This window comes from Paenibacillus sp. SAFN-117 (assembly GCF_051966115.1).
GTDB classification, from domain to species: domain Bacteria; phylum Bacillota; class Bacilli; order Paenibacillales; family NBRC-103111; genus Paenibacillus_L; species Paenibacillus_L residui.
The window spans coordinates 24,579-46,581 of record NZ_JBQCLK010000010.1; the positions used below are offsets into that span (position 1 = coordinate 24,579).

At 52.3% G+C, this 22,003-nt stretch carries 21 protein-coding genes; 7 read left to right on the plus strand and 14 right to left on the minus strand.

Going from position 1 to position 22,003, the window contains the following annotated elements; translation table 11 throughout:
* Positions 1-43: 43 nt before the first annotated feature.
* From ACTHRH_RS08460 to ACTHRH_RS08505, 10 genes are all read right to left on the minus strand, one after another.
* Positions 44-1,090, minus strand: coding sequence for a LacI family DNA-binding transcriptional regulator (locus ACTHRH_RS08460; protein WP_440415031.1), 1,047 nt, complete (start codon positions 1,088-1,090; stop codon positions 44-46).
* A gap of 336 nt (positions 1,091-1,426) precedes the next feature.
* Positions 1,427-2,251, minus strand: a complete 825-nt coding sequence (locus ACTHRH_RS08465) for a metallophosphoesterase (protein ID WP_144936873.1) — start codon at positions 2,249-2,251, stop codon at positions 1,427-1,429.
* Between the two features lie 219 nt (positions 2,252-2,470).
* A complete protein-coding gene (locus tag ACTHRH_RS08470; protein WP_144936870.1) occupies positions 2,471-3,889 on the minus strand; it encodes an ABC transporter ATP-binding protein in 1,419 nt (472 codons plus the stop codon).
* Entirely contained in the window at positions 3,882-4,985 is a 1,104-nt protein-coding gene (locus tag ACTHRH_RS08475; RefSeq protein ID WP_144936867.1) for an ABC transporter ATP-binding protein, read from the minus strand. Before ACTHRH_RS08475 ends, ACTHRH_RS08470 begins: the two co-directional genes overlap by 8 nt.
* 252 nt (positions 4,986-5,237) lie before the next feature.
* Positions 5,238-6,065, minus strand: a complete 828-nt coding sequence (locus ACTHRH_RS08480; protein WP_260982070.1) for an ABC transporter permease — start codon at positions 6,063-6,065, stop codon at positions 5,238-5,240.
* Positions 6,066-6,074: 9 nt separating this feature from the next.
* A complete protein-coding gene (locus ACTHRH_RS08485; protein WP_144936865.1) occupies positions 6,075-7,016 on the minus strand; it encodes an ABC transporter permease in 942 nt (313 codons plus the stop codon).
* A gap of 29 nt (positions 7,017-7,045) precedes the next feature.
* Complete coding sequence (locus ACTHRH_RS08490; protein ID WP_260982069.1) at positions 7,046-8,665, minus strand: ABC transporter substrate-binding protein; 1,620 nt, start codon at positions 8,663-8,665, stop codon at positions 7,046-7,048.
* A 34-nt stretch (positions 8,666-8,699) separates the two neighbouring features.
* Positions 8,700-9,434: an MBL fold metallo-hydrolase gene (locus ACTHRH_RS08495; RefSeq protein ID WP_379291034.1), complete on the minus strand. Its 735-nt coding sequence runs from the start codon at positions 9,432-9,434 to the stop codon at positions 8,700-8,702.
* 4 nt (positions 9,435-9,438) lie between these two features.
* The gene (locus ACTHRH_RS08500) at positions 9,439-10,302 is read right to left on the minus strand and encodes a MurR/RpiR family transcriptional regulator (protein WP_144936859.1); all 864 of its coding nucleotides are present in this window, start codon (positions 10,300-10,302) and stop codon (positions 9,439-9,441) included.
* Positions 10,302-11,030 (minus strand): HAD family hydrolase, encoded by a 729-nt coding sequence (locus ACTHRH_RS08505; RefSeq protein ID WP_144936856.1) that lies wholly within the window; start codon positions 11,028-11,030, stop codon positions 10,302-10,304. Before ACTHRH_RS08505 ends, ACTHRH_RS08500 begins: the two co-directional genes overlap by 1 nt.
* A 209-nt stretch (positions 11,031-11,239) precedes the next feature.
* Here ACTHRH_RS08505 and ACTHRH_RS08510 point away from each other — a divergent pair, with 209 nt between their 5' ends.
* Positions 11,240-11,470, plus strand: coding sequence for a hypothetical protein (locus ACTHRH_RS08510; RefSeq protein WP_144936853.1), 231 nt, complete (start codon positions 11,240-11,242; stop codon positions 11,468-11,470).
* A 21-nt stretch (positions 11,471-11,491) separates the two neighbouring features.
* Positions 11,492-12,049 (plus strand): hypothetical protein, encoded by a 558-nt coding sequence (locus ACTHRH_RS08515; RefSeq protein ID WP_379290705.1) that lies wholly within the window; start codon positions 11,492-11,494, stop codon positions 12,047-12,049.
* Positions 12,050-12,452: 403 nt separating this feature from the next.
* Here ACTHRH_RS08515 and ACTHRH_RS08520 read toward each other — a convergent pair whose 3' ends face one another.
* Positions 12,453-13,364 (minus strand): dienelactone hydrolase family protein, encoded by a 912-nt coding sequence (locus tag ACTHRH_RS08520; RefSeq protein WP_222126659.1) that lies wholly within the window; start codon positions 13,362-13,364, stop codon positions 12,453-12,455.
* Between the two features lie 734 nt (positions 13,365-14,098).
* On the opposite strand from ACTHRH_RS08520, the gene ACTHRH_RS08525 reads away from it, so the two are divergent.
* The 5 genes from ACTHRH_RS08525 (at position 14,099) to ACTHRH_RS08545 (ending at position 18,897) form a co-directional block, all read left to right on the plus strand.
* On the plus strand, positions 14,099-14,809 hold the full coding sequence (locus tag ACTHRH_RS08525) for a response regulator transcription factor (protein WP_379290707.1): 711 nt from the start codon (positions 14,099-14,101) through the stop codon (positions 14,807-14,809).
* Between the two features lie 4 nt (positions 14,810-14,813).
* Complete coding sequence (locus ACTHRH_RS08530) at positions 14,814-16,163, plus strand: sensor histidine kinase (RefSeq protein ID WP_379290709.1); 1,350 nt, start codon at positions 14,814-14,816, stop codon at positions 16,161-16,163.
* 294 nt (positions 16,164-16,457) lie between these two features.
* Positions 16,458-17,216: a PepSY domain-containing protein gene (locus tag ACTHRH_RS08535; protein WP_440415038.1), complete on the plus strand. Its 759-nt coding sequence runs from the start codon at positions 16,458-16,460 to the stop codon at positions 17,214-17,216.
* Positions 17,217-17,347: 131 nt separating this feature from the next.
* On the plus strand, positions 17,348-18,025 hold the full coding sequence (locus ACTHRH_RS08540) for a PepSY domain-containing protein (protein ID WP_440415040.1): 678 nt from the start codon (positions 17,348-17,350) through the stop codon (positions 18,023-18,025).
* A gap of 176 nt (positions 18,026-18,201) precedes the next feature.
* Positions 18,202-18,897 (plus strand): GTP pyrophosphokinase, encoded by a 696-nt coding sequence (locus ACTHRH_RS08545; RefSeq protein WP_370451778.1) that lies wholly within the window; start codon positions 18,202-18,204, stop codon positions 18,895-18,897.
* A gap of 24 nt (positions 18,898-18,921) precedes the next feature.
* On the opposite strand, the gene arcC is transcribed toward ACTHRH_RS08545, so the two are convergent.
* From arcC to ACTHRH_RS08560, 3 genes are all read right to left on the minus strand, one after another.
* The gene (arcC, locus tag ACTHRH_RS08550) at positions 18,922-19,878 is read right to left on the minus strand and encodes a carbamate kinase (protein WP_150960093.1); all 957 of its coding nucleotides are present in this window, start codon (positions 19,876-19,878) and stop codon (positions 18,922-18,924) included.
* Positions 19,879-20,473: 595 nt separating this feature from the next.
* The gene (locus tag ACTHRH_RS08555; protein ID WP_379290716.1) at positions 20,474-21,292 is read right to left on the minus strand and encodes a glycerophosphodiester phosphodiesterase; all 819 of its coding nucleotides are present in this window, start codon (positions 21,290-21,292) and stop codon (positions 20,474-20,476) included.
* A gap of 96 nt (positions 21,293-21,388) precedes the next feature.
* Positions 21,389-21,955, minus strand: coding sequence for an RNA 2'-phosphotransferase (locus ACTHRH_RS08560; RefSeq protein WP_379290718.1), 567 nt, complete (start codon positions 21,953-21,955; stop codon positions 21,389-21,391).
* Positions 21,956-22,003: the final 48 nt, after the last annotated feature.

A 22,003-nucleotide genomic window follows, 5' to 3' on the forward strand; every position in this document is an offset into this window, starting at 1 on the left:
CCTCTCCGTTCCGCGGACTCTATGTCTTCATACCTGCGCTGTTTTACTCTCTCTGATAATCGGATGATTGCCGGATTATGAGTTGAAAAGGCATCAGCAGCTTGAACGGAAGCGGATGGTTGCCCTCTATTTGATCTACCAGCACCTTCGCCGCCATCATGCCTATCTCGCTCTTCGGAATATGAATCGTCGAAAGCGGCGGAGTGGTAAATTGGGACACTTCGATATTGTCCAGCCCGATGAAGGCCACATCCTCCGGAATCCGCAATCCTCGTTCCGTGACGGCCCGCATTGCCGAGATGGCCATCATATCGCTCGCGGCGAAAATAGCCGTAGGAGGCTCTCCCGCCTTCGAATCCAGCACTTCGGCCATCCGGGAATAGCTGACGTTCACGTCCCAGCCCGCATTAATGATCCAGCGGGGGGCCGCTTCCAGTCCCGCCTCCTGCAGGGCATCGCGATAACCGCGATAGCGCTTCTCCCGCTCCAAATCACCGGTAAGCCCCGTCCCGCCGATAAAACCGATCCGCTTGTGGCCCTGCCGGATCAGATGCCGGACCGCCGATTTGGCCGCTTGCACGCGATCATAAGAAATAACGGGGACGGAAGGATCGGCAATATCGATGCCTACGACGGCCGGAACAATCCTCTTGATCGTTTCGTACATCTCCTGGTCGATACCCTCAACAATAATGAGGCCGTCCAGCTTCGTATCCTGAAGCAGCCTGCGCATCGCCTTCTCTCCCTCTATTTCGTTCATGGTGATTACGTAAGCGAGGGAGCAGTTCAGCTCAGACAGCTTCTTCTCTATTCCCTCCAGAATCGGAGAGAAATAGGGGTGGTTGTATTTATTCTGGGGAACGGATACGATACAGCCTACTTGCCGGTATTCCGTCCTCGCCGGGGAAGCGCTTTTACGTGCGGTCGATTTGGCCGTTTGGGCAGGAATATAGCCTAGCTGATTGGCAACATTCCAGATCTTTGATTTGGTCTCCGAGCTAATATGCCGGCTGTTATCATTATTTAAAACCCGGGAAACGGTAGAAATAGAAAATCCGGCGTGCTGCGCGATTTCTTTCAAAGTAGGCATCTTTCTCTATACTCCTTCGCCTGTAAAGTAATATCCGCTTATGTTTCAAGCAGTGCCATGCTTGCACAAAATTTGGGCCAAATCCTATTTATACAAGGCAATGATATCAACGTTTTGCCCCAAAGTCAAAGGATTTTTTGCCCAAAAAGCGGCGAAGTAGAGAAACTTTTTCAAAGAACAGCTTTAAACCTTTCGTTTCATGTCAAGGAAATCGGGATTATTAAAGGGAGCAGATACTTCATTTGGCCGCTTTTTTTGGGCCCAAAAATATTGGTTTGTCTTACAAGTTCAATATACATACTGATTGTTAACTCTATATCAGAGGGATGCTATCTGTTAGTCCAAATCAATCGTCAACAAGGCTCGTTTGACTTCCTCCATCGCTCCTTGGCCGCTTCTCCATTCCCGGCGATAACCCAAACCGTTATTCAATAATCGGACACCGTTCTCTTCCACCTCTTTACGGTAATGGACATGTCCCGATACGGCATAACGAATGGAGTCCGAGTAATCGCGAATCAACTTGCCGTACTGTCGGCTCCCGAGGAATCCGTTGAAATAACGCCACTCCCCGATCGTTTCCGGCACGGTAAAAGCCTTGTGAGGAACTACATGAGTTACGAGAATAATGCTGCTGCCTCGATGCTCATCTAATTGCCTCTTCAATTTTTCCACAAAATAATTATGGACCTGCCCCACCGACATTCCCCAATCGGCATAGAGGCTGTCCTTCCAGGTCCGTTCCCCCCACTGCATGCGCTCCAACTGCTCGAAAGTAAAGTCGGGGGAGGCGAAAGAGTAATCATACCAGCCGAGGTCGCCGATCACCACCCAATGATCCGTTAACCGGAAGGCTCCGTTTGCAAGATTGCGAGGAAATTCCTTCAGCTTGTCGTAGGCTTCCCAGGCCGATCTTCCGGGAGCGTTGATATTCCATACATCGTGATTTCCCGGCACGAACAAGCAGGGAACCGAAGTCATCCTTTCTATTCTGTCCAGCGCCTCCAATGTCGTCTCCCAATCGTTGGTCAAATCCCCGGCAATGATCATCCTCTCGACCTGCCGTTCTTCGACTGCCCGTGCCAGCGCCTCCTCTATCGGGATGTCCGTCTCCGAGTGATTCAAATCCACATGCAAATCCGATAAGATGCCTATTCTCATTTAGTCAGCCCCTTCTCCTCTATATCCAAATGTCGTTGAAAATCGATAGCCTTCATTTCTTCGCTCCATCAATGGAGCAATGCGTCGGTCATTCCTGTGATTCAGTCCACTCAAGCAGTTTCCTATAGTAGGATAGCTGCCGTAACAAACACCTCATGGAAAAATGTAGTGACCCGATAACTGCAACATACCGGAGGATGGGCCGTGTTCGTCGAATCCTTAAGGCAGAAAGCAGCGAACATAGTGGCCGTCCCCCGCTTCCTGCAGAGGCGGCACCGCTTGTCTGCAACCTTCTCGGGCCCAAGGACAGCGGGGGTGAAAAGCGCAGCCCGAAGGCGTCGACACGGGGTCAGGCATTTCTCCAGTAAGGGCCGTCGGATTAGTCGTTTCACTTCGAGGAGCCATCAGCTCGGACGTTTCTTCGCTGAACGTTCTTGGGCCATCCTCCTTTGTAGCAGGTAATTCAGAGAGGCCTTCGCCAAGCAAAAGCGGGCGGGAAAATGCTCCGCTGCCCGAGGCCGTCCTTCCGCCTCTGCTCTCTTGGCGCTTTCCTGGAATCAAGGCAAGCAATCCTTGGGTATAAGGATGAAGCGGCGAGGAGTAAATCCGATCTACAGGCGCTATTTCCACGATTTTACCCAAATACATGACCGCCACCCGGTCACTCATGTAATGGACTACATTCAAATCATGGGATACGAACAAATAAGTCAGCGAAAATTTCCTCTGCATTTCCTTCAAAAGGTTTAAGATTTGCGCCTGAACGGATACATCCAGCGCAGAAACCGGCTCGTCGGCGACAATTAACCGGGGCTGCAGCATCAATGCGCGGGCGATGCCGATCCGTTGGCGCTGCCCGCCGCTCAGCTCATGCGCGTACCGCCTCCCGAAAGAAGCGTCGAGCCCGACGAGTTCCAACATTTCCTCCGCCTGCTTGCGTCTTGTCCGTTGGTCCCCAAGTCTATGCACCCGCAGAGGCTCTTCCAGCACAGCCAAAATTCGGTGACGAGGGTTGAGAGAAGCGTATGGATCTTGAAAGACAAGCTGAATTTCCCTGCGCAGCGCCCTCTGTTCGCTGCCCTTGGCTTCGGCTGTGCTCTTGCCGCCATACCGAATCGCTCCGGAGGTCGGCCTGACGAGGGAAGCAATCATATGTGCCGTGGTGGATTTGCCGCAGCCGCTTTCTCCTACCAGTCCGAGCGTTTCACCTTCCAGAATGTCGAAGGAAATACCGTCCACCGCACGCACCAATCTGCCTCTTCGCAGCCCTTGTGACGCCACCGGGTAATGCTTCACCAGGGATTGAACGGACAGAATCGGTGCGGAATTGTTCGGCCTGGTACGGTTCAGTTCGGCACTGCACGTCTCTGCACGGTTTGACCCGGCACTGCCCGACCGGGCATGGACCGGTTCGGCACTATGCGGCCAGGCACTGCTCAACTCGGCATTGTACAGCCTGGCTCCGTTCGTCCTGGCACCGCTAGGCCTTGCCGTGTCCGGGCCCGTGCCTGCAGGCCTGACGGGCACCGGCCTGCCGGAAACCTGCCCGGCACCTATAGGACCGGCACTGTCCGGCTCGGCAGCGATCCGCTCGGCTGTGTCCGGTTTGGCGGAAAGCGCCTCTATATGTCTAGGCATGGGCCAATTCCCTCCTCTCTTCCGCCTCTGCCCCAACCGCCCAGCAGCGTACGGTGTGCCCTTCATCGAGCCTGACCGGAGGCGGTGCGCTCAACCGGCAGCGTTCGTCCGCATAAGGACAGCGCCCGGCAAAATGACAGCCCGCTCCCCGCTCGGCTATCCCTGGCACACGTCCCGGTATGGAATACAGCGGTCGGCCTTTCTTGTCCGGAGATGGGATCGAATCGATCAGTCCCCGGGTATAGGGATGCTGCGGAGAGCGAAACAGCCGGTCCGTTGCCGCCATCTCTACAATTTGTCCGGCATACATGACAGCCACCTTGCCGCATCTCTCGGCAATGACGCCCAAATCGTGGGAGACCAGCAAGATGGAGGTGTTGTCCGTCCGGTTGAAATCGGCCATTAAATCGAGAATCTGCGCCTGAATGCTGACGTCGAGCGCCGTTGTAGGCTCATCGGCAATGAGCAAATTAGGCGAGCAGGAAAGCGCTATGGCGATCATGACCCGCTGCCGCATTCCTCCAGATAATTGATGGGGGTATTCGCGCAGCAGCATTCCGGCCCTGGACAGCCCTACCTTGCCCAGCATCTCTGCCGCATGCTCCAGCGCTTCGCGTCGCTTTATCCCCAGATGAAGGGTGATCATCTCCACAAGCTGCTCTCCGATCGTCAACACCGGATTGAGCGATGTCATCGGGTCCTGAAAGATCATCGACAGCTCCTTGCCACGCAGCTTGCGCATTTCGTCCTTGGGGAGCGAATGAAGCTCTCTCCCTTGATACCGGATCGAACCGCCCGTGATGCGGGCCCCGCGGGGAAGCAGACCTAGAATGGCGAGAGAGGCCATGCTTTTGCCGCAGCCGGATTCCCCGACCAAGCCCACGATCTCTCCCTGGGCTATCGGCAGAGTTACTCCTTCCAGGACATTTCTTATCTCCCTGCCCTTTCCCACACCAACATACAGGTTTTCTATTTCGAGCAATGGCGCCTGGTTCCCGTCCTTCTGCCAATTTTGCCCTTCCTGCCCCCCATTATTCCTCTGACCTGCTTCTGCCTTCCGATGGTTCCTCCCCGTTAGCAAATGTATTTGCTCCATCCATATCCCTCCTTCTCCGGCCTGTCCGCAAATCGATCAAACCTCAATATAAAGGACCATTGGTTTCCAGAAGTTGCTTTCCGGCCAAAATCGATGCATTTGTACTGCTATTTCGACACATCCGAGGATTTTGGCGCGAAATAGATGCATTATCTTCTTCCTTGTCCGGTTAAAACGTATCGCATAAGCTCCTATCATATTTCTTATCCCACTCATCCACGATTCGACCAAGATCCATACGTCTCCCTTCCATCATGCTCCACGTTGCCCGGCCATCCTCGGATCGTTCCAATCCCGTATGCCGTCTCCCAGCAGATTGAAGCCCAGCACCGTGACCGTGATCAGCACTCCAGGAGCCAAGGTATACCAGGGAGCTCTGACAATATAACTCTGAGCCTCATTCAGCATTCGGCCCCAGCTGGGGTCCGGAGGCTGCACCCCTAATCCCAGGTAGCTAAGGCCCGCCTCCGCCAGGATCGCTCCCGAGAAGCTCATCGAGGCGGCAACGATTAATGGCGGAACGACATTGGGCAGAATATGCAGGAACATGATCCGAAGATGCCCCGCCCCGACCCCTCTTGCCGCTTTGACAAAATCCAACTGCTTGAACTGCATAAATCCGCTCCTGACAATGCGGGAAAAAGAAGGAATCCCCATTATGCCAATGGCCAGAATGGTGTTCTGCAGGCTCGGGCCGAATACGGCGACAAGTGTCAACGCCAGAATAATGCCGGGGAAGGCCATCATCGCATCCATCACCCGCATGGCCAATTCGTCGGCCCAACCGCCGAAATATCCCGCGAACGCGCCAATGATCAGGCCGCCGGAAGCGGCGATAATTACCGACATGCCCCCGATTTGGAAGGCGGTCTGCGAGGCTTGCATCAGCCGGCTGAAGACATCCCGCCCGAAATGATCTGTGCCCAACAAATGCTGATAGCTTGGAGCAAGCAGGCGGGCACCGGAGTTCATCGCATTCACGTCATGAGGAATATAGATCAGGCTGACAACCATGAATAAAAGCAGTGCGCCCACGATCGAGCCGCCGATCCACAGGCTCGGATTCGTCGCCTTCTTCACTTCTCCCACCTACTTTAACCGGATTCTTGGATCAACGACCCTGTACAGCAAATCTACGGTAAAATTGACCAAAATCACTATGAAAGCCGTAAACAGCACCATTCCCTGCACCAGCGGAAAATCCCGGGCACCGATCGAGGAAACCATCAGGCGGCCCAATCCGGGAAGCGCATAGACCTGCTCAATGATCAAACTTCCTCCCAGAACATCGGCAAAAATCATGCCAACGACCGTGATGACAGGAACGAGCGCGTTTTTCAGCACATGCTTGTACAAAACCGTTGTCTCACGCAAGCCTTTGCTGTGGGCTGTTTTCACATAATCCTGGTTCATCTGCTCCAGCAGGGTCGTCCGCAAATACCGGACAATGACCGCTACCTGCGGAATGGCCACGGCCAGGGAGGGCAGGAACAGCGACTTCAATGCCTGCGCCGGACTTTCCGACCATGGCACATATCCGCCGGCGGGAAACCATCGGAAGGTCAATCCGAGCAACAACACCAGCAGAATGCCGAGCCAGAACGAAGGCACCGCCATCCCTAGCTGAGTCCATCCGGAAATCAGCAGATCGGCCGCTTTGCCGTGCCGTTTTACCGCTAACAGACTTAGGGGCACGGCGATGACCAGCGCCATGACGATGGACATCAGCGCAATCGACACGGTTACCGGCAGCCGTTCCAGAATCAGCTGCAGCACCGGGCGGGAGAACTTCAGAGATTCCCCGAAGTCCCCCTTGGCCATTTGCTTCACCCACTGGGCAAACTGCTCCGATAAGGGCCGGTCCGTCCCGAGCTTCTCCTTCATAGCCGCCAAAAGCGCCTCGTCCGCATCCATACCGAGGATGGTCAGCGCCGGATCTCCCGGTATAATCCGGAAGACGACGAAGGTCATGATAACTACCAGAATCAAAGTAACGATGAACGTCATCGTTCTCCGAAGGATATAAGGCACTGCGGACACTCCTTTTGAAAGCAGAAGGCTTATTTTTCGTAATACATGGTGGACATGTCCTGCACATAAATCGGATAGAGCTTGTAGCCTTTCAGCTCTTTTTTCATCGCCACAACAAAGTTAGGATCCATAATATAGACGGCGACCGCGTCATCGGTCAGAATCTTCTGGGCTTCCTTGTACAGCCCGACCCTTTTGGCGTCGTCCAGCTCAATTTGTGCTTGCTTGATCAGCTTGTCGTATTCCGGATTGACATAATTGTAAAAATTCGCTTTGTAGTCGGATGCATAACGCACCAGAACCTCATGAGGGTCCAGCTTACCGGTCAACCCGATAATGGTCATGTCATAATCCCGGCCTTTATAAATCCGATCAAGCCAGACGGCCCACTCGACCTGCTCAATCTCGGCCTGGATTCCCACCTTCTGCAGCTGCTGGGCGATGACCTGAGCGGTGTCAACGTGAAACTTGTAGTTGGAGGGTACGGATATGGTAGTGGAGAACCCGTTCTCATACCCTGCTTCGGCCAGCAGGCTTTTAGCTTTTTCCAGATTGACGTCGTAGGTGTTCTCCAGCCCTTCCTGGTAATACTTCTGCATAGCCGGGCTCATGTTGGAGCCGAGCTTGGTTCCTTTGCCTGCCGCAACCACCTGAATGATCTCATCCACATCAATCGCGTAATTGATCGCCTGACGCACCAGCACATTGTCAAAAGGCTTCCGGGAGTGATTCATGGTCATAAGCTGAACCATATTCTGCATCCCGTCGACAAAATGGAAGCCGTCCCCAAGCTCTTCCGCCCGCTCGCTGTCAATCCGCGGATACATATCGATCTCCCCGGCCTTCAGCGCAAGCAGGGAGGCTTCGCTGTCCGGCATGATGCGGAATTCCACCCGATCAAGATAAGGGACGCCCGGAATATAGTAGTCCTTGTTCTTCTCCAGAACGAGCCGCTGGTTCGGAGCATATTCGACAAACTTGAACGGGCCGGCGCCGATCGGAGCCGTGTTCTGATCCTCGTAACCTTCGGGAAGAATGGCAGCCGTCAAATAGCTGAGGAAGGACACGTCGTTCGCTTTCAGCTTCACCGCAATGGTCTGCGAATCCACTATCTCTACCGACTCCACATTGCCGAAAGCGGTGGACAGAGGCTTCCCGCTGTCCTTGCCCATCAGCCGTTCATATGAATACTGAACATCCTCCGCGGTGACGGGATTGCCGTTGTGAAACTTGACCCCTTCGCGCAGCTTGAAGGTATAGGTCAGCCCATCGTCGGAAATCTCGTACGATTGGGCAATTGCCGGCTGAACTTCCCCCCGCTCGTTAGGCTTGAGAAGCCCCTCGAACACGTTGAACATCATCTCCTGGGTACCCGAGGCGACGGCCAGGTGCGGATCGAGAAAATCCGGGTCCTGCGGCACGGCCACAACGACCGTCCCGCCTTCCTTGGCGGAATTCTCCGTCTTGGCCGAATCTCCCGAGCCCGATGAGGTGCCGCCCTGATCGGCATTCGACCCGGCCGACTGCCCGCTGTTCTGCTCCGCGCCTCGTCCCCCCGCCGCTCCCCCGCTGCCGCATGCAGCCAAGATCATCGTTAGCAGAGCACACGCGATAATAACGGACATGGTTTTCCATTTGCGACTTATCATTGGTTTTTCCTCTCCTTATCATTGCATTAATGGATCAAATGACGAAGCAATCGCCGGTATAGGTTAGCTGCACAGGTCCCGAATAGTGTTCCTGTGCCTGTCTCACTAATGTCTGATGGTCTCCGTAATGCGGCAGATGGGTCAGCACGAGCCGGCCCGCATCGGCCAAAGCCGCCAGCCTGCCGGCCTCGCCCGCGGTCAAATGGCCCCGAATCTTCCCAAACTGCTGATTGTACAAACTGCATTCGGACAGGAGCATATCCGCCCCCCGGCTCAGCTCGACCAGCCCGTCATGCCATTCGGTATCGGCCGTGTAGGCAATACTTCTATCTTGATGCTCGATCCGCATGGATAAGCACGACACGGGATGCACATTCCGGCCGAATTGGAAGCGGACATCCCCAATGGTCAGCCGGTCGCCCGCGTCTATCGGGTAAGCCCTGCAGTAGGGCGGATAATTCAAGCTCTCCATCCGCTCCGGTTCCTCGATATGGGCGTAAATATCGAGCGGCCGGGACCGTTTGCCCAGTTCGGTCAGGATCATAATGGCATACTGCAGGCAATAGACATCGGCGATATGGTCCGTATGGGAGTGCGAGAGAACGACGGCATCCAGCCATTCGAGCTCTGTATAGCGCTGTAGTTGGGCCAGTACCCCCGAGCCGCAATCCACGAGAATACGGGTCGTGCCGGATTCGAGCAAATAGCCGGAGGTGGCGGATTGAGCGGCCGGATAGGCGCCCCAGGAGCCTAAAGTAGTTATATGCATCGTTTTATTCCCCTTCTTTGCTGCCCGTAGGCCATATGAATTGCGAATCGAACCCGCGGAAATGGGTTTCGGTCCGCAGCAGATTCAGGGCGACCCTTTCCTTGTCCAAGCGGGCGATTCTTTGAACGAGCGCGTTCACGACCGCAAGCGGGGCAATGTACGAATCGAGAAAACCGCCGGACCGGGTCGCAGCCAGCAAAACCACATCCGCGAGTCTGGCAAAAGGGGACAGCGGCGAATCGGTCAGGGCGATGAGGGGGACTCCGGCTTCCCTGGCCGCCTCGCTGACCTTCATCGTGCGGCCGCAGTATCGTGGAAAGCCGCAGACGAACAAGACATCTCCCGCTGTCAGCCGGGCGGCGAATTCGGCGCATTCTCCCTGGGGAATCAACTCTCCCTCCCCGAGCATGTATCTCAGGATGTAGGAGAGGGGGCTGGTGACCGCCAAGCCGGCGCGCCAGCCGGCAATCGCGATCCGGTTAGCCCGAATCAGGAGCTTCGCCGCAGCCTCTATGCGATCTTCCTGCTTGAGCTCGGCAGTGGCCTGCAAATTATCGCATTCCAGGCGGAAATGCTCCTCCAGCCAGGAAGCCGCATAATCCGCCTCCGCCGATTGAAGCAGCCTCTGCACAGGTCTGACCTCCAGCACCTGCGCCTGCAGATCGGATTGCATCGCCGAGAAGCTTCCATAGCCGAGCTGCCGGGCAAACCTATGGACGGTCGCTTCGCTGACCCCGGCTAATTTCCCGAGCTTTCTCGCCGGTGTAATGGCCGCCTGCTTCATCTCCTTGGCCGCAAAATAAGCGATCTTCTTCATTCCGGGGCTTAATGCGTCGAAAGCGGCCTCTACCTTTTGCTCAAATCTCATCAATGCCGGGAAGCCCCCTTCAGCCCTCCAACCGCCTGCCTGTCCAGAAGCTCGAGAATATCCCGGGCCGACGGGATGACCGGCGCATGATCGATTTCCTCTATTCCGCAGCGGTCAAACCGGTTGATCAGCCAGCATTCCATCCCGGCCTGCCGGCTTCCGATCACATCATCGTAATAGTTGTCCCCAACGTAGACACACTCTTCGGGCGACACTCCCGCCGCTTTCAACGCCATCTCGAAAATAGCCTTATCCGGCTTCTTCACCCCCCGCTCCTCAGATATGAAAAGATGATCGAAATACGGCAGCAAACCGCATTGCTCCAATACGGTCCGGGCCGTATGATCCCAGTTGGAAATCAGCCCTACGCCGTATGAGTTTTCTTTTAACTGTTCCAGCAAGGCGGCGCTAAATTCATAAGGAACCCACATCCGCTCTTTCTCTTTTCCCAGTTCCTGCAGCCTTCGGCACTGCTCGACCAGCGGAAAGCGGAAGCCAAGATAATAATTCACCACGCCGATGTACCAGGGGAAAAACGTTCCCCTTTCACCCCCAAGTACGTCCGTGTACTCCCGCATGAACAGCTTGTCCGCCAAATGGTAGGCTCTTGCAATCTCTTCAGCCTTGGCTTCGGCTCCTTGCTCGCGCAAGTAGGTCTGGTAATCCTCTTCTCTCTGCATTTGTACAAGGGTATAGCCGAGATCGAACCAAATGAACCGTTTTTCCATCCTGCGATATGCTCCTCCTCCAGAAATCAGACGGACGTGAAAAATGAAATCCTACATCCATCCGTCCGTTGTCGCATTTCCTACAATTTCAATATACAGAGGGATTGTTATGTGCGTGTTAGACGGTTCCTAAGCTTTTGTAAAGGGGGAAAGGGAGTGAGTTGTTGCATAGGAGCTTCCGGGAAAGAAGGGGGAGTGGGAGAAAACCTGTGGGTATCATTTGCTTCGTTGGATTTGTTCGGATGGGGGAAGTAGGTATATTATTTCTTGACGCTATAGACGATTGGAAATATGCTGGTTCCAAACTCAATCTCAGCTACAACTTTGGCGGTGGTGGTGATATTTTTATTGGAGGAAGTGACTTTGGTAATGCTGGAAATCCTGAAAGAACACTCTGCTCCCAACAGGATGATGTCAACGGGGTAAATAATCTATATTAGTTCGAAAGGGTGATTTAACCTATGAAAATTCTAAAAAAATATAAGACATTGTGGATTTTAAGCGCAGTTGTTTTATTGGCAGGCGCTGTTTATTTTTCTAACATCCCGCTGCTTGCTATCAACTCTACCGGTGAACTCTCCGAGTACTATTCTTCTATAGATGAATTAAGCCAAAGAGCGGATATCATTGTCCAAGTAGAAAAAACCGGAGGTAAATCCTTCAAGTATGAAGATGTTCCTTTTACCCTCTCCCAGGCAAAAATTCAGCAATCCTATAAAGGAAGTAAGCCGGCCGGTGAGAGGATTGTCATTCTGGAGACGGGAGGAATCATCCATAATATTGAATATACTTTTGAAGGGAATAAAATATTGCGGGACAAGGATAGGGCTGTCCTTTTTTTGAAAAAATACACGGGCCCTGTAACCAATGAAGATGCGTATGTTATTCTTGGTGTATTCCAAGGGAAGTTCAAGCTGGATGGAAAAGACGGTATCATTCATTCCTCTGATCATCTGTCCAAAGATCTTGCCAAACTTCGGACCAAACATGAATTAGAAAGCTTAATAAGGAGTCATTAGCAAATCGAGGCTATCTATATTAACTATGAATAACTAAGATCATGCGAAAAACCTGCATGCTTTTGGCTATAACGGACACCACTGACCTTAATCGGTCTAGAGGGGCCTTCCGGCAAATTTAACAGACTCAGAAGACCTTATTCCAAGAAATGCAGGCGAAAATAGGAGAATTCTATGAAATAAGCGAATCTGCGTCCGTTAGTCTAAAAAAACCGCCTAATTTGACGAAATAGGGTCTCTCAGGTCCGTACCGTTTCACTTGCGCTGTACGACACTTGGACGTTACCTTTAGTACAATCCAACAGTCTCGTATCTTCGAAATTCAGCACGGACCATCTGCAGAAGCGAGATGGTCCGCTTATGGCATGACGCAACAGCTCATTTTCTTAGGTAAGTGCCGCTCCTATAGCCACTGCTTTAGAAAGGCAATGACTTCCGCACGCATCTCCGCTGTTTCGAGGTGCCCGCACGGGCAGCGAACGAGCTTCCAGGCCTCGGGCCGCCCTTCTTCCTGATAGATCTTGCGCAGATGGGCGTCGATCCGGTCCAGTCCGGCCGGCGGAGTCAGCTTGTCATAGTTCCCAGCCAGTCCCAGATGGGCGCGTGGAGCGATTAACGCATTGATGTCGGAGGAAGTAAAAGCTTTTAACAATCCGGGGACATAATAATAGATCCCGTGACCGTCCAGCCCCCGGGTATGGATTAGCTCCTGATAGTCGGTCAGGCCGCAGATGTCTACGCATACCCGGATCCGCCTGTCCAAGGCGGCCGTCCACCAGGACATTGTGCTGCCCATGGACATCCCGAGGGTTGCGAGCCTTGTCTCGTCCACATCATCGCGGGTCGTGAGATAATCAATAGCCCGCAGGCTGTCATAGACCATCATGCCCCACAGCACCTGTCCGTTCCAGAGCATCTCCTTAAACAGCTCGCTCTCCGACCGGCCTCTCCTTTCGCCAAATCCCCAGGCATCTATACTGAGAACGGCGTACCCCATCCGAGTAAGCTGTTCGGCATAGGGAGGGTCTTGCAGGTAGCTGTTTCCCCGCAGCAATTCGTCTTTCCCGAGTGCGTAGTTTCCTCCATGGGAATGGTTGAACAGAACGGCAGGCAGCTTGACGGAAACGTCCTTGGGCCGGATAAAATAAGCCGGAACCGGCTCGATTCCATTGAGATGCAGCAGCAGCTTCTCCAAGTAATACCCTTCTCTCTTCTCTTCCGCGAGCATTTGCACCTTAACGGGAAGCTCCCGGTCAGGCAGATCGCCCAGCAGCCGGTACAATTTTTCCCTCTGCTCATCCTTGGACAGGTTCATGGGTGTGACCTCCTTAATAAGGAATGAATTTCATTTAAATGCGGTGTGAACGCGGTTCCGTAACGGGTTTCCTTAGTGGCCGTTGAAGAGTCTCTTAGTGGTACGGTGAAGAGCGTTCCTAGGGTACGGTGAAGTGCGGCCTTAGTGGTTCGGTCGAGAGCGTCAAGAACCGGCAAAAGTGCAGGTCTTTTCAAGGAGTTTGGCTGAAATCGGCAAATGACAGGCGAAAGTGCAGGTAAATTTAGTCATTTGGCTTGTTTTTGGAGTTTGTGTGGTGAAAGACCTGCAGTTTTGCTCGTCTTCTCCGGGATCTGGCGGATTTTTGCAAAAAGACCTGCAGTTTTGCATGTCCTTTTGCCCCCTTGTGCCTTAATTCCCTTAATGTCACTAATACCTCACTGCATTGGGGCTGTACGGGTGTAATGCCTTTAAGTAATCGCGCGGTTCGCTAGGTCGGCATGCCTCGGCTCAACAAACAATAACCTATGGAAAGTTGCGATCGGCAGCCTGATTATATTTAGGGAGAATATATATTTTAAGCTCCAATTTCATCCTACTGCTACTGTCATGTATACTTCGACGTTCATGAGAATTATTCCTTTCCCTGACGGGCCATCAAGGTTTAATGGTTTTAATCCATAGACATCCGGTGTTAAAATGGATGTACACTCAATTAAGACTCGAAGGGGCCGCCCTCCCGGGTTTTGTAGACGCACTAGAGGAGGTTGGTTCGTTTGGACGAAAGGCAGGAAGCAACCATTCTGGTTGTTGAGGATGAAGAGAAAATCGCCAGGCTGCTGGAGCTTGAACTGGAGAGCGAAGGTTATTCGGTCGTGAAAACCGGGAACGGCCTGGATGCTCTGGAAGCCTACCGGACAAAGAGTTGGGATTTAATTCTGTTAGATGTCATGCTGCCGGGAATAAGCGGAATCGAGCTGCTGCGCCGCATCCGTTCCATGGACGGCTCGACTCCCGTTATTCTGCTGACGGCCAAAAGCTCCGTGGAAGATAAAGTGTCGGGGCTCGACCTGGGAGCGAACGATTACGTGACCAAGCCGTTCCAAATCGAGGAATTGCTTGCCCGCGTACGGGCGGCGCTGCGGATGCGTAAGCGCGAACCGGCCGTAACGGAACCGGACCATGGCCATTGGCTGACATGCGCAGATCTGAAATTGAATGAGCAAACGAGGGAAGTGTTTCGCGGAGAAGAACTGATTGAATTGACCCCGCGCGAATTCGACCTGGCGGTCTACCTGCTGAAGCATCCGCGACAAGTGCTTGAGCGGGAGCAAATATTGGAAGCGGTGTGGGGCTTCGATTATATGGGCGAGACGAACATTGTGGATGTGTATATCCGGTATATCCGCAAAAAAATCGATCATGGCCGCGAGCCCGCCCTGATCCATACGGTACGCGGCGTCGGCTACGTGTTAAAGGATAAATGACACTATGAAATTGCGGAATAAAATACTTCTGTATTCCTCGGCTCTGTTTATCACCCTTTTCATCCTGATGAACGGATTGATCTATTATTTGTTCAATACATTGGTCTTGAACAATGAATTAACAAACATGAAGGCGCAAGCGGATAAAATCGCCCGCAGCATAGCCCAATCGGCGAATACGATTCCGCTGAACGATCTGCTTCGCACCTATGCCCCGCTCAGCGGAATGATCCGCATCGTGGCGGAAGACGGCGACAGCAGGGCGCTTGTCACTTCTTCGGATCAGCAGCAATTGAGCAGGCTCGAGGTGAACTATGAGAGCCGCCAGCGCAGCGAAATTATGAAGTATGAGGGGCAGAGCTACACGTTCATCTCGCTTCCGGTCATATGGCCGGACGGCAGCGTGGTCAATATTCAATTATCGCAGAGCCTGCGCGAGATCGAGCACAACTTGTCCGTCCTGCGGCTCGTGCTTATGGCGGTTACTCTCGTTGCGATGATTCCGGTTCTCCTCTCCAGCCGGTGGCTCAGCAATTTGCTCACGCGGCCGATCACGTCCATGATTTCGACTATGCGCGACATCCGGCAAAGCGGGAAATTCAAACGGTTGGCGTTGAAGGAGAAGTCGCAGGACGAGCTGTATGAGATGGGGAAGTCCTTCAATCATATGATCGATTTGCTCGAAGAAAACTTCGAGAAGCAGGAACAATTCGTATCCAACGCCTCCCATGAGCTTAAGACGCCGCTTACGGTCATTGAAAGCTACTCCAGTCTGCTCAAGCGAAGAGGAAAGGAACGGCCGGAATTGTTGGAGGAATCGGTGGATGCGATACATTCCGAAGCGGTCCGGATGCGGGAGATGACCGAACAATTGCTGCTTCTGGCCAAGAACAGCGAGCAATGGGACCTTCAACCCGAGCCGGCCGATTTGCAGGAGCTGGTGCAGCAATCGGTGAAAGTGTTCCAGAATGCTTATGGCCGAACCGTTCTGTTCGAGTCGTCCGGGCCCATCATGGCGTATGTGGATATTCAGAAGCTGAAGCAATTGATCTTCATCTTTCTGGATAATGCCAGGAAATACAGCGATGAATCAATAACCGTCAGCACCGGTACCAGGGAGCGGCATGCCTTCGTGAAAATTCTTGATCACGGCATCGGTATCCCGAAGGAAGAGCTTCCGAAGGTATTTGACCGGTTTTATCGGGTGGATAAGACAAGAAGCCGGAAGCAGGGCGGGACGGGCCTCGGTTTATCTCTGGCGAAGGAAATGGCCGAGGCGATGGGTGCAAGAATCGAACTCGAAAGTGTAGAAGGCTTGGGCACGACTGCCACCATTTGGCTGCCCTTGGACTGATCAGGCCTTGAGCGATCTTCCGTACGATTCTCATCGAATTCTCATTTTTCCATGATACCTTTAAGTAATACCCCACAAAGTGACGCATACCTTCGAAGCGTATTCCGGGTACTTTGCGGGGAGCCCTGTAAATACCCCACAAAGTGACGTATGCCTTCGAAACGTATTCCGGGTGCTTTGCGGGAAGCCCCAGAACTGAAGATGATTAAGATGGTATTGGCGGAAGCTTTTCATGAAAAATCGTAAAGTGTCCCATTTTAATAATTTTATGATAAAAAGAGATGGGGTGATTGCATGTGGCGATGGATCGGGGCCGTCGGCCTGTCCGTCCTCCTCATCGCGTTATTGGCGCTGGGGCTCAAATGGCCGATAGGGGCGGCTCCGGCTGATTTGTTGGCGGAGCAGGAGATCCGCGAAGCGGTATTAAATCAATATCCCGGAGAGATCCGCCAGGTAAAGCTGCAGGACAAAGCCTACAATTTGGAGCTTGAGTATCAAGGCGGGATCTACCGGCTGGAGGTAGATGGCGCCAATGGAAATATAACTGCGCTGGAGATTTTGGAACCGGCTGCCTCCCCTTGGCCGACAGAGCAAGAGCCCTCGCCTGGGACCGCTGCGGGAACGAATACGGAGCCGATGCCGGGACAGACGCATGCTGATGGAGAGGAGCTCAGCGGCGATCAGATTAGAGCCATTATCCAATCCGAGGCTCCGGGGGATATCCAGTTCTTCAAACGTATTTATCAGAATGGAAACCCTGTCTACAAGGCCATAGTCAAAGGGGAATCCGGCAAGTCCGTCATTATGGTGGATGCCCTGACCGGAAAGATACTGTTATCCAAAGGAAACTCATCTGCAGCTACATTGACCGAGCAGGAAGCCATCGTCATTGCTCTCTCTAATGTGCAGGGCAAGGTGGAAGATACGGACCTGGAGGAAACAGACAGTGCGGCTTACTACCTGATTGACATTGAAACGGATGACGAACGGGAAGCTACGGTGCAAATTCATGCCGTTTCGGGCGAAGTGATGTCGATTACCTGGGATGATTAAAGCAGAAGCATTGCAGAACGGCTCTCTCCTTTTTCTCATCATTTTCTAATGTAACTTTCCTTCTCTTCTCATATTGATACGGTACAGTATAAATCGAAGCACCCATTCAACACACCGAGGAGGAATTAATAATGAAGAAGAAATTAGCAGCAGGAATACTTTCAGTGGTCCTTGTGACAGGCGGTGCGATGGCGGTTCATGCATCCGTCAGCCAAGCGGCGGAGCCCCAGGTTAAAGCCCAGGAACAGAGAAGCATGCTGACCGAGGAGCAGGCGAAGCAAATCGCGCTGAACAAGAAGCATATTCCAGGCGCTGAGGTTACCTCCGTGGAACTGCAGCAGCAGGATAATTTTCAGTATTACAAAGTCCATTTGGAAAGAGACCGATTAGGATTCGATGTCTATCTGAATGCCTATACGGGGAACATACTGAAAGTCGTCAAATATTGGGACGGCGTCAGCTACGGTGATCCAAAAATTGATTTTGTAAAATATAAGGATAACCCCGATCGATATTACAACTATCGTTACAAGAAAGATGACGATGTGGCAAAAATGACTCCCTCCCTCTCCGCCGAACAGGCAGCAGAGATCGTTAAATCGCAAATCAGCGGGGCTGTCATTACCGAAATCGAGTTGGATGAAGAAGACAACCGGCTGGTTTATGAAATAGAAGTGATCGCAGACTATAATGAGGCAGACGTGACCATCGATGCGAGCAACGGGAAGGTCCTTTCTATCGATTGGGACGACGATGATTATGATGACGACCATGATGATGACCATGACGATGATTACGACTTAGATTAATATTTCCGTATCAAAAAGAAACTCAGCAGTTAACCTGATGGAGACCCTTCACTGGAAGGGTCCTTTTTTTCTGAATTTAAGACACTTTTCATTAGTTATTCATATTCCTTTAATTGTTTTGATGTATAATTACGGGAGTCTATTTAATATAGGAAAAAATGCAAACAAGCTTTGGAGTGATGAATGTGGACATCCAGGATTTAAACGGATGGAAAGATTTCCTATTAGTTTACAAATTTGCGATGGATGAAGTGAATACGAAACTGAAAATTTTGAACGAAGAATTCAGATTCAGCCATAATTATAATCCGATTGAGCATTTGAAATCGCGCCTGAAGACACCGGCCAGCATTGTACAAAAGCTTAAGAGAAAGAACCTGGAGGTTTCTTTGGAGAGTGCCCGCAAGCACATTCACGATGTTGCCGGAATCCGGATTATTTGCTCCTTTACGACCGATATCTACAAAATTCTGGACATCCTGTGCAAACAAAGCGATATTTATATGGTCGAGGTTAAAGATTACATAAAAAATCCAAAGCCCAACGGCTACCGAAGCCTTCACCTAATCGTGGAAATCCCGGTCTTCCTCGCTAACCGGACAGAGCATGTCAAGGTAGAGATCCAAATTCGCACGATCGCGATGGATTTCTGGGCCAGTCTGGAGCATAAAATCTTCTATAAGTTCCAGAGAGAAATTCCCAAGGAGCTGACGGATCAACTTCGGGAATCGGCCGCCCTGGTTCATCAATTGGATAAGCAAATGCTTGCCATTAACGAGGAAATCCAGCAATTCAAAATAAACGACGGCATTGAATACGATGAGGGACAGCAGACAATAAACCTTGCCCTGACCTCTAAATTTTCCACCTAGCCCTACAAAAAACGGACCCGCCAGTTAAGCGTGGTCCGCTGCTTTCATAATTAGCGTGCCCCTCTCTCCTTCCAGGGCAAGATCCGCTTCATGAAGCGAGCATATGATCGAGGTGCCTCCGGAGTCTGCAAACCGGGAGGCCGCATCGATCTTGGGCTGCATACTCCCTTCGCTGAAATGTCCCTCCCGCCTGAACCTCTCCAGTTCCGGGGGAGTGACCCTGGTTAACGCCCTCTGCCCGGGACGGCCGTAATGAATATAGACATTGTCTACATCCGTCAGAATCAGCAGTACATCGGCTCCAATCTCCTGAGCCAGCTTGCAAGCGCTGTGATCCTTATCAATGACCGCTTCGATACCGCGGTAAGTCCCGTCCGGCTTGCGCACGACCGGAATTCCCCCGCCTCCGCAGGCAATCACAATTTGATCCTCGTTCAGCAGCTTCGCTATTACATCGGCCTCGATGATATGCAGCGGAAGCGGAGAAGGAACGACTCGGCGCCAGCCCCGGTTGGCATCCTCTTTCATAATCCAGCCCTTCTCCTGCATGAATGCTTGCGCCTCTTCCTCGGAATAGAAGGCCCCGATGGGCTTCGTCGGGTTTCGAAAAGCTTCATCATCCGATGAAACTTCTACACGAGTCACGATGCTGACTACGGACTTATCAATTCCCAGCAGCTCCAGCTCATTACGCATCGCCTGCTGTATCATATAACCGATCAGCCCTTGGCTCTCCGCACTGCAAACGTCCAACGGCATCTGTGGCACGACCTGTCTGGCTTCCTCGTTCTGCCGCAAAATATTCCCCACCTGCGGCCCGTTGCCATGAGTAATGATCAATCGGTAGCCCATGCGGATTAATTTGGCCAGAATCCTGCAGCTTGCAGTTACATTGGCCAGTTGATTCTCGAAGGTCGCTTCCTGTTTGGGCTGAAGGATGGCATTTCCTCCAAGTGCGACTAATAACGTCCTGTTGTTCAAAAGATTTCTCCCCCCACAACTGTCCAATCCTTGGCAAGAGTCCGGCGGTGATGCACCTGCCTAATAAACTCTACCTCATTATACCTGTCCTGTACCCGCATTCAACCGTAAAGTGGATTTTCTCCGGAAAATCAGAGATTCGATGCATAAATGCGCACCAGGCTGTCACACAGAAACCCTGGACTCCATCCAGGCTTATTCGAAGCCGTCTTGTCGCGATGCTCATCGTTGCGGATGAGTCACGGCTATAGGAGCACAAGTTTAGGTTCCTGTATTAGGAAGAGGAGTACCATAGGAGACTTCAACCGCTATATATAAAATCCACGTTAGTTCTATAGTATTCTTTGATCAATCCGATAAGATCACAAAGTTGAAGACCTCGTTTTGCAAACATAGCTTTAAGACGGACAGGTGACCCGGTTGCCGGGTCATCCTGAACAGCAGCATGCCGAGAGCCAAGTATCGGACATACCCTTTGCATTATTATATCTAACGGCAGCAACGCCTTATAAAACAAACGCATGTATGGAACCGTTCCATACATGCGTTTGTTTATGTCTATTTCGGTCATCGCGCGGCGTCTGGCTGGGTGATTTTACTGCTGAGCCTTCCACTCATTGATGCACTGCAGGAACCTAGCCGGCTCGTCAGTGGCATACCAGCGGATGCCCAGATCCAACAGAGAATGAATAGCTCCCCCTTCTATTTCGAAGGGCAATACTTCAAGGTCTACTCCGGCCTTCCTTGTTTCGTCCAGCGCATATTGCAGAAATTCCCGGTCCACAACATAAGGCCAGTCCGAGGCTCCTTCCTGGCTGCGCAAATGAATTTGGACCTGATCCAGGCCTTCGAAGCCGGAGGCCAGAACATCGGCGAAGGTGGCGCGGATTTTGTCCGGGCTTCCTCCGACCCACTGCATGCTTTTGACCCCTTGGGTGATTTGCTTCATCTTCTTGCAGTTCTCCTGAACATTATGGGTGAATATGACCTGTTTGTTTACACCATACTGGTCAATCATGGCCCCTAGCTGCTGCAGGTCTACTTCCTTCAGATCGAGGTAAGCCATCCTTTCGGGATGTCCCTGCATTTCACGAAACATTTCTTCCAGCGACGGCACTTTCTCTCCGGCAAATTTCTCGTCAAACTTGATTCCCGCATCCCAGGCACGGATTTCCTCGAAGGTCAACTGCGAAGCGGGGAGCGTGTTGATCTCATCCGGAGCATTCGTAGTCCTCTCCAGTGTCGCATCATGCAAACATATGATGACGCCGTCCCGGGTCGAACGGACATCCACTTCGGGAATGCCGCCCAATTCCCAGGCGTAGCGAATGGCTGCCATTGTATTATCCGGCGCTTCGTAGGCTCCTCCTCCGCGATGCGCCTGCCAGTAAATGGTATTGCCTTCTTTACCCACCTGTTATCACTCCTGTCGGATAGTTGAAGCGAGCTCTTAGAGGTTTAGTCTAATCCAAATATTTACGCACCCGCTTGAACTTGTCAAGAGTTCTATTTACGGATTAAGAGCCGTTTCCAACGGGGAGCAGCAGTCGGCCGGAACTTCATCGGCCAGCCATACCTCATTACCGGCATAGTAGAATTGTGTGCCTTGTTCATGCGCCTTGCGGGTATCGACAGCAAGAATGACCAACTGCCCGCGCCTCTGGCCCGCCAACGAAGCAAAATGAAGCCCTTCGGAAAGATGGACGTACTGACGGCCCATCGGGCGGATTCCCTCTGCCAGTATTTCCTGCAGGACAAACATATTCGTCCCGTGATACAGCACATCCGGGGGCTGACCGGGCTCGTAGCTTAGTTTCTGGTGACTATGCCCGTATCTAGCCCTTATCCGGTCGCCGATGATTTCGAAACGCTGTTTGTCGGAGTTGCGGACGACCTGCTCGATTTCTTCCATCGTCACCGCCTTCCATTTCGGCCGGGAGCGGACCGCCTGCAGCAAAGCTGCTGTAGGACAGGAACCGTCCCGCGACTCCAACACAATTCCGTATTCTTGCGGAGTATGCCTCAATATTTTCGTCATGAATTTGCTGAGACTGATTTCTTCCTTTTTGTTTAACACAATTTTTCCCCCTCTGACTCTATGTAAGTAATTTCTCAAGCATAGAAA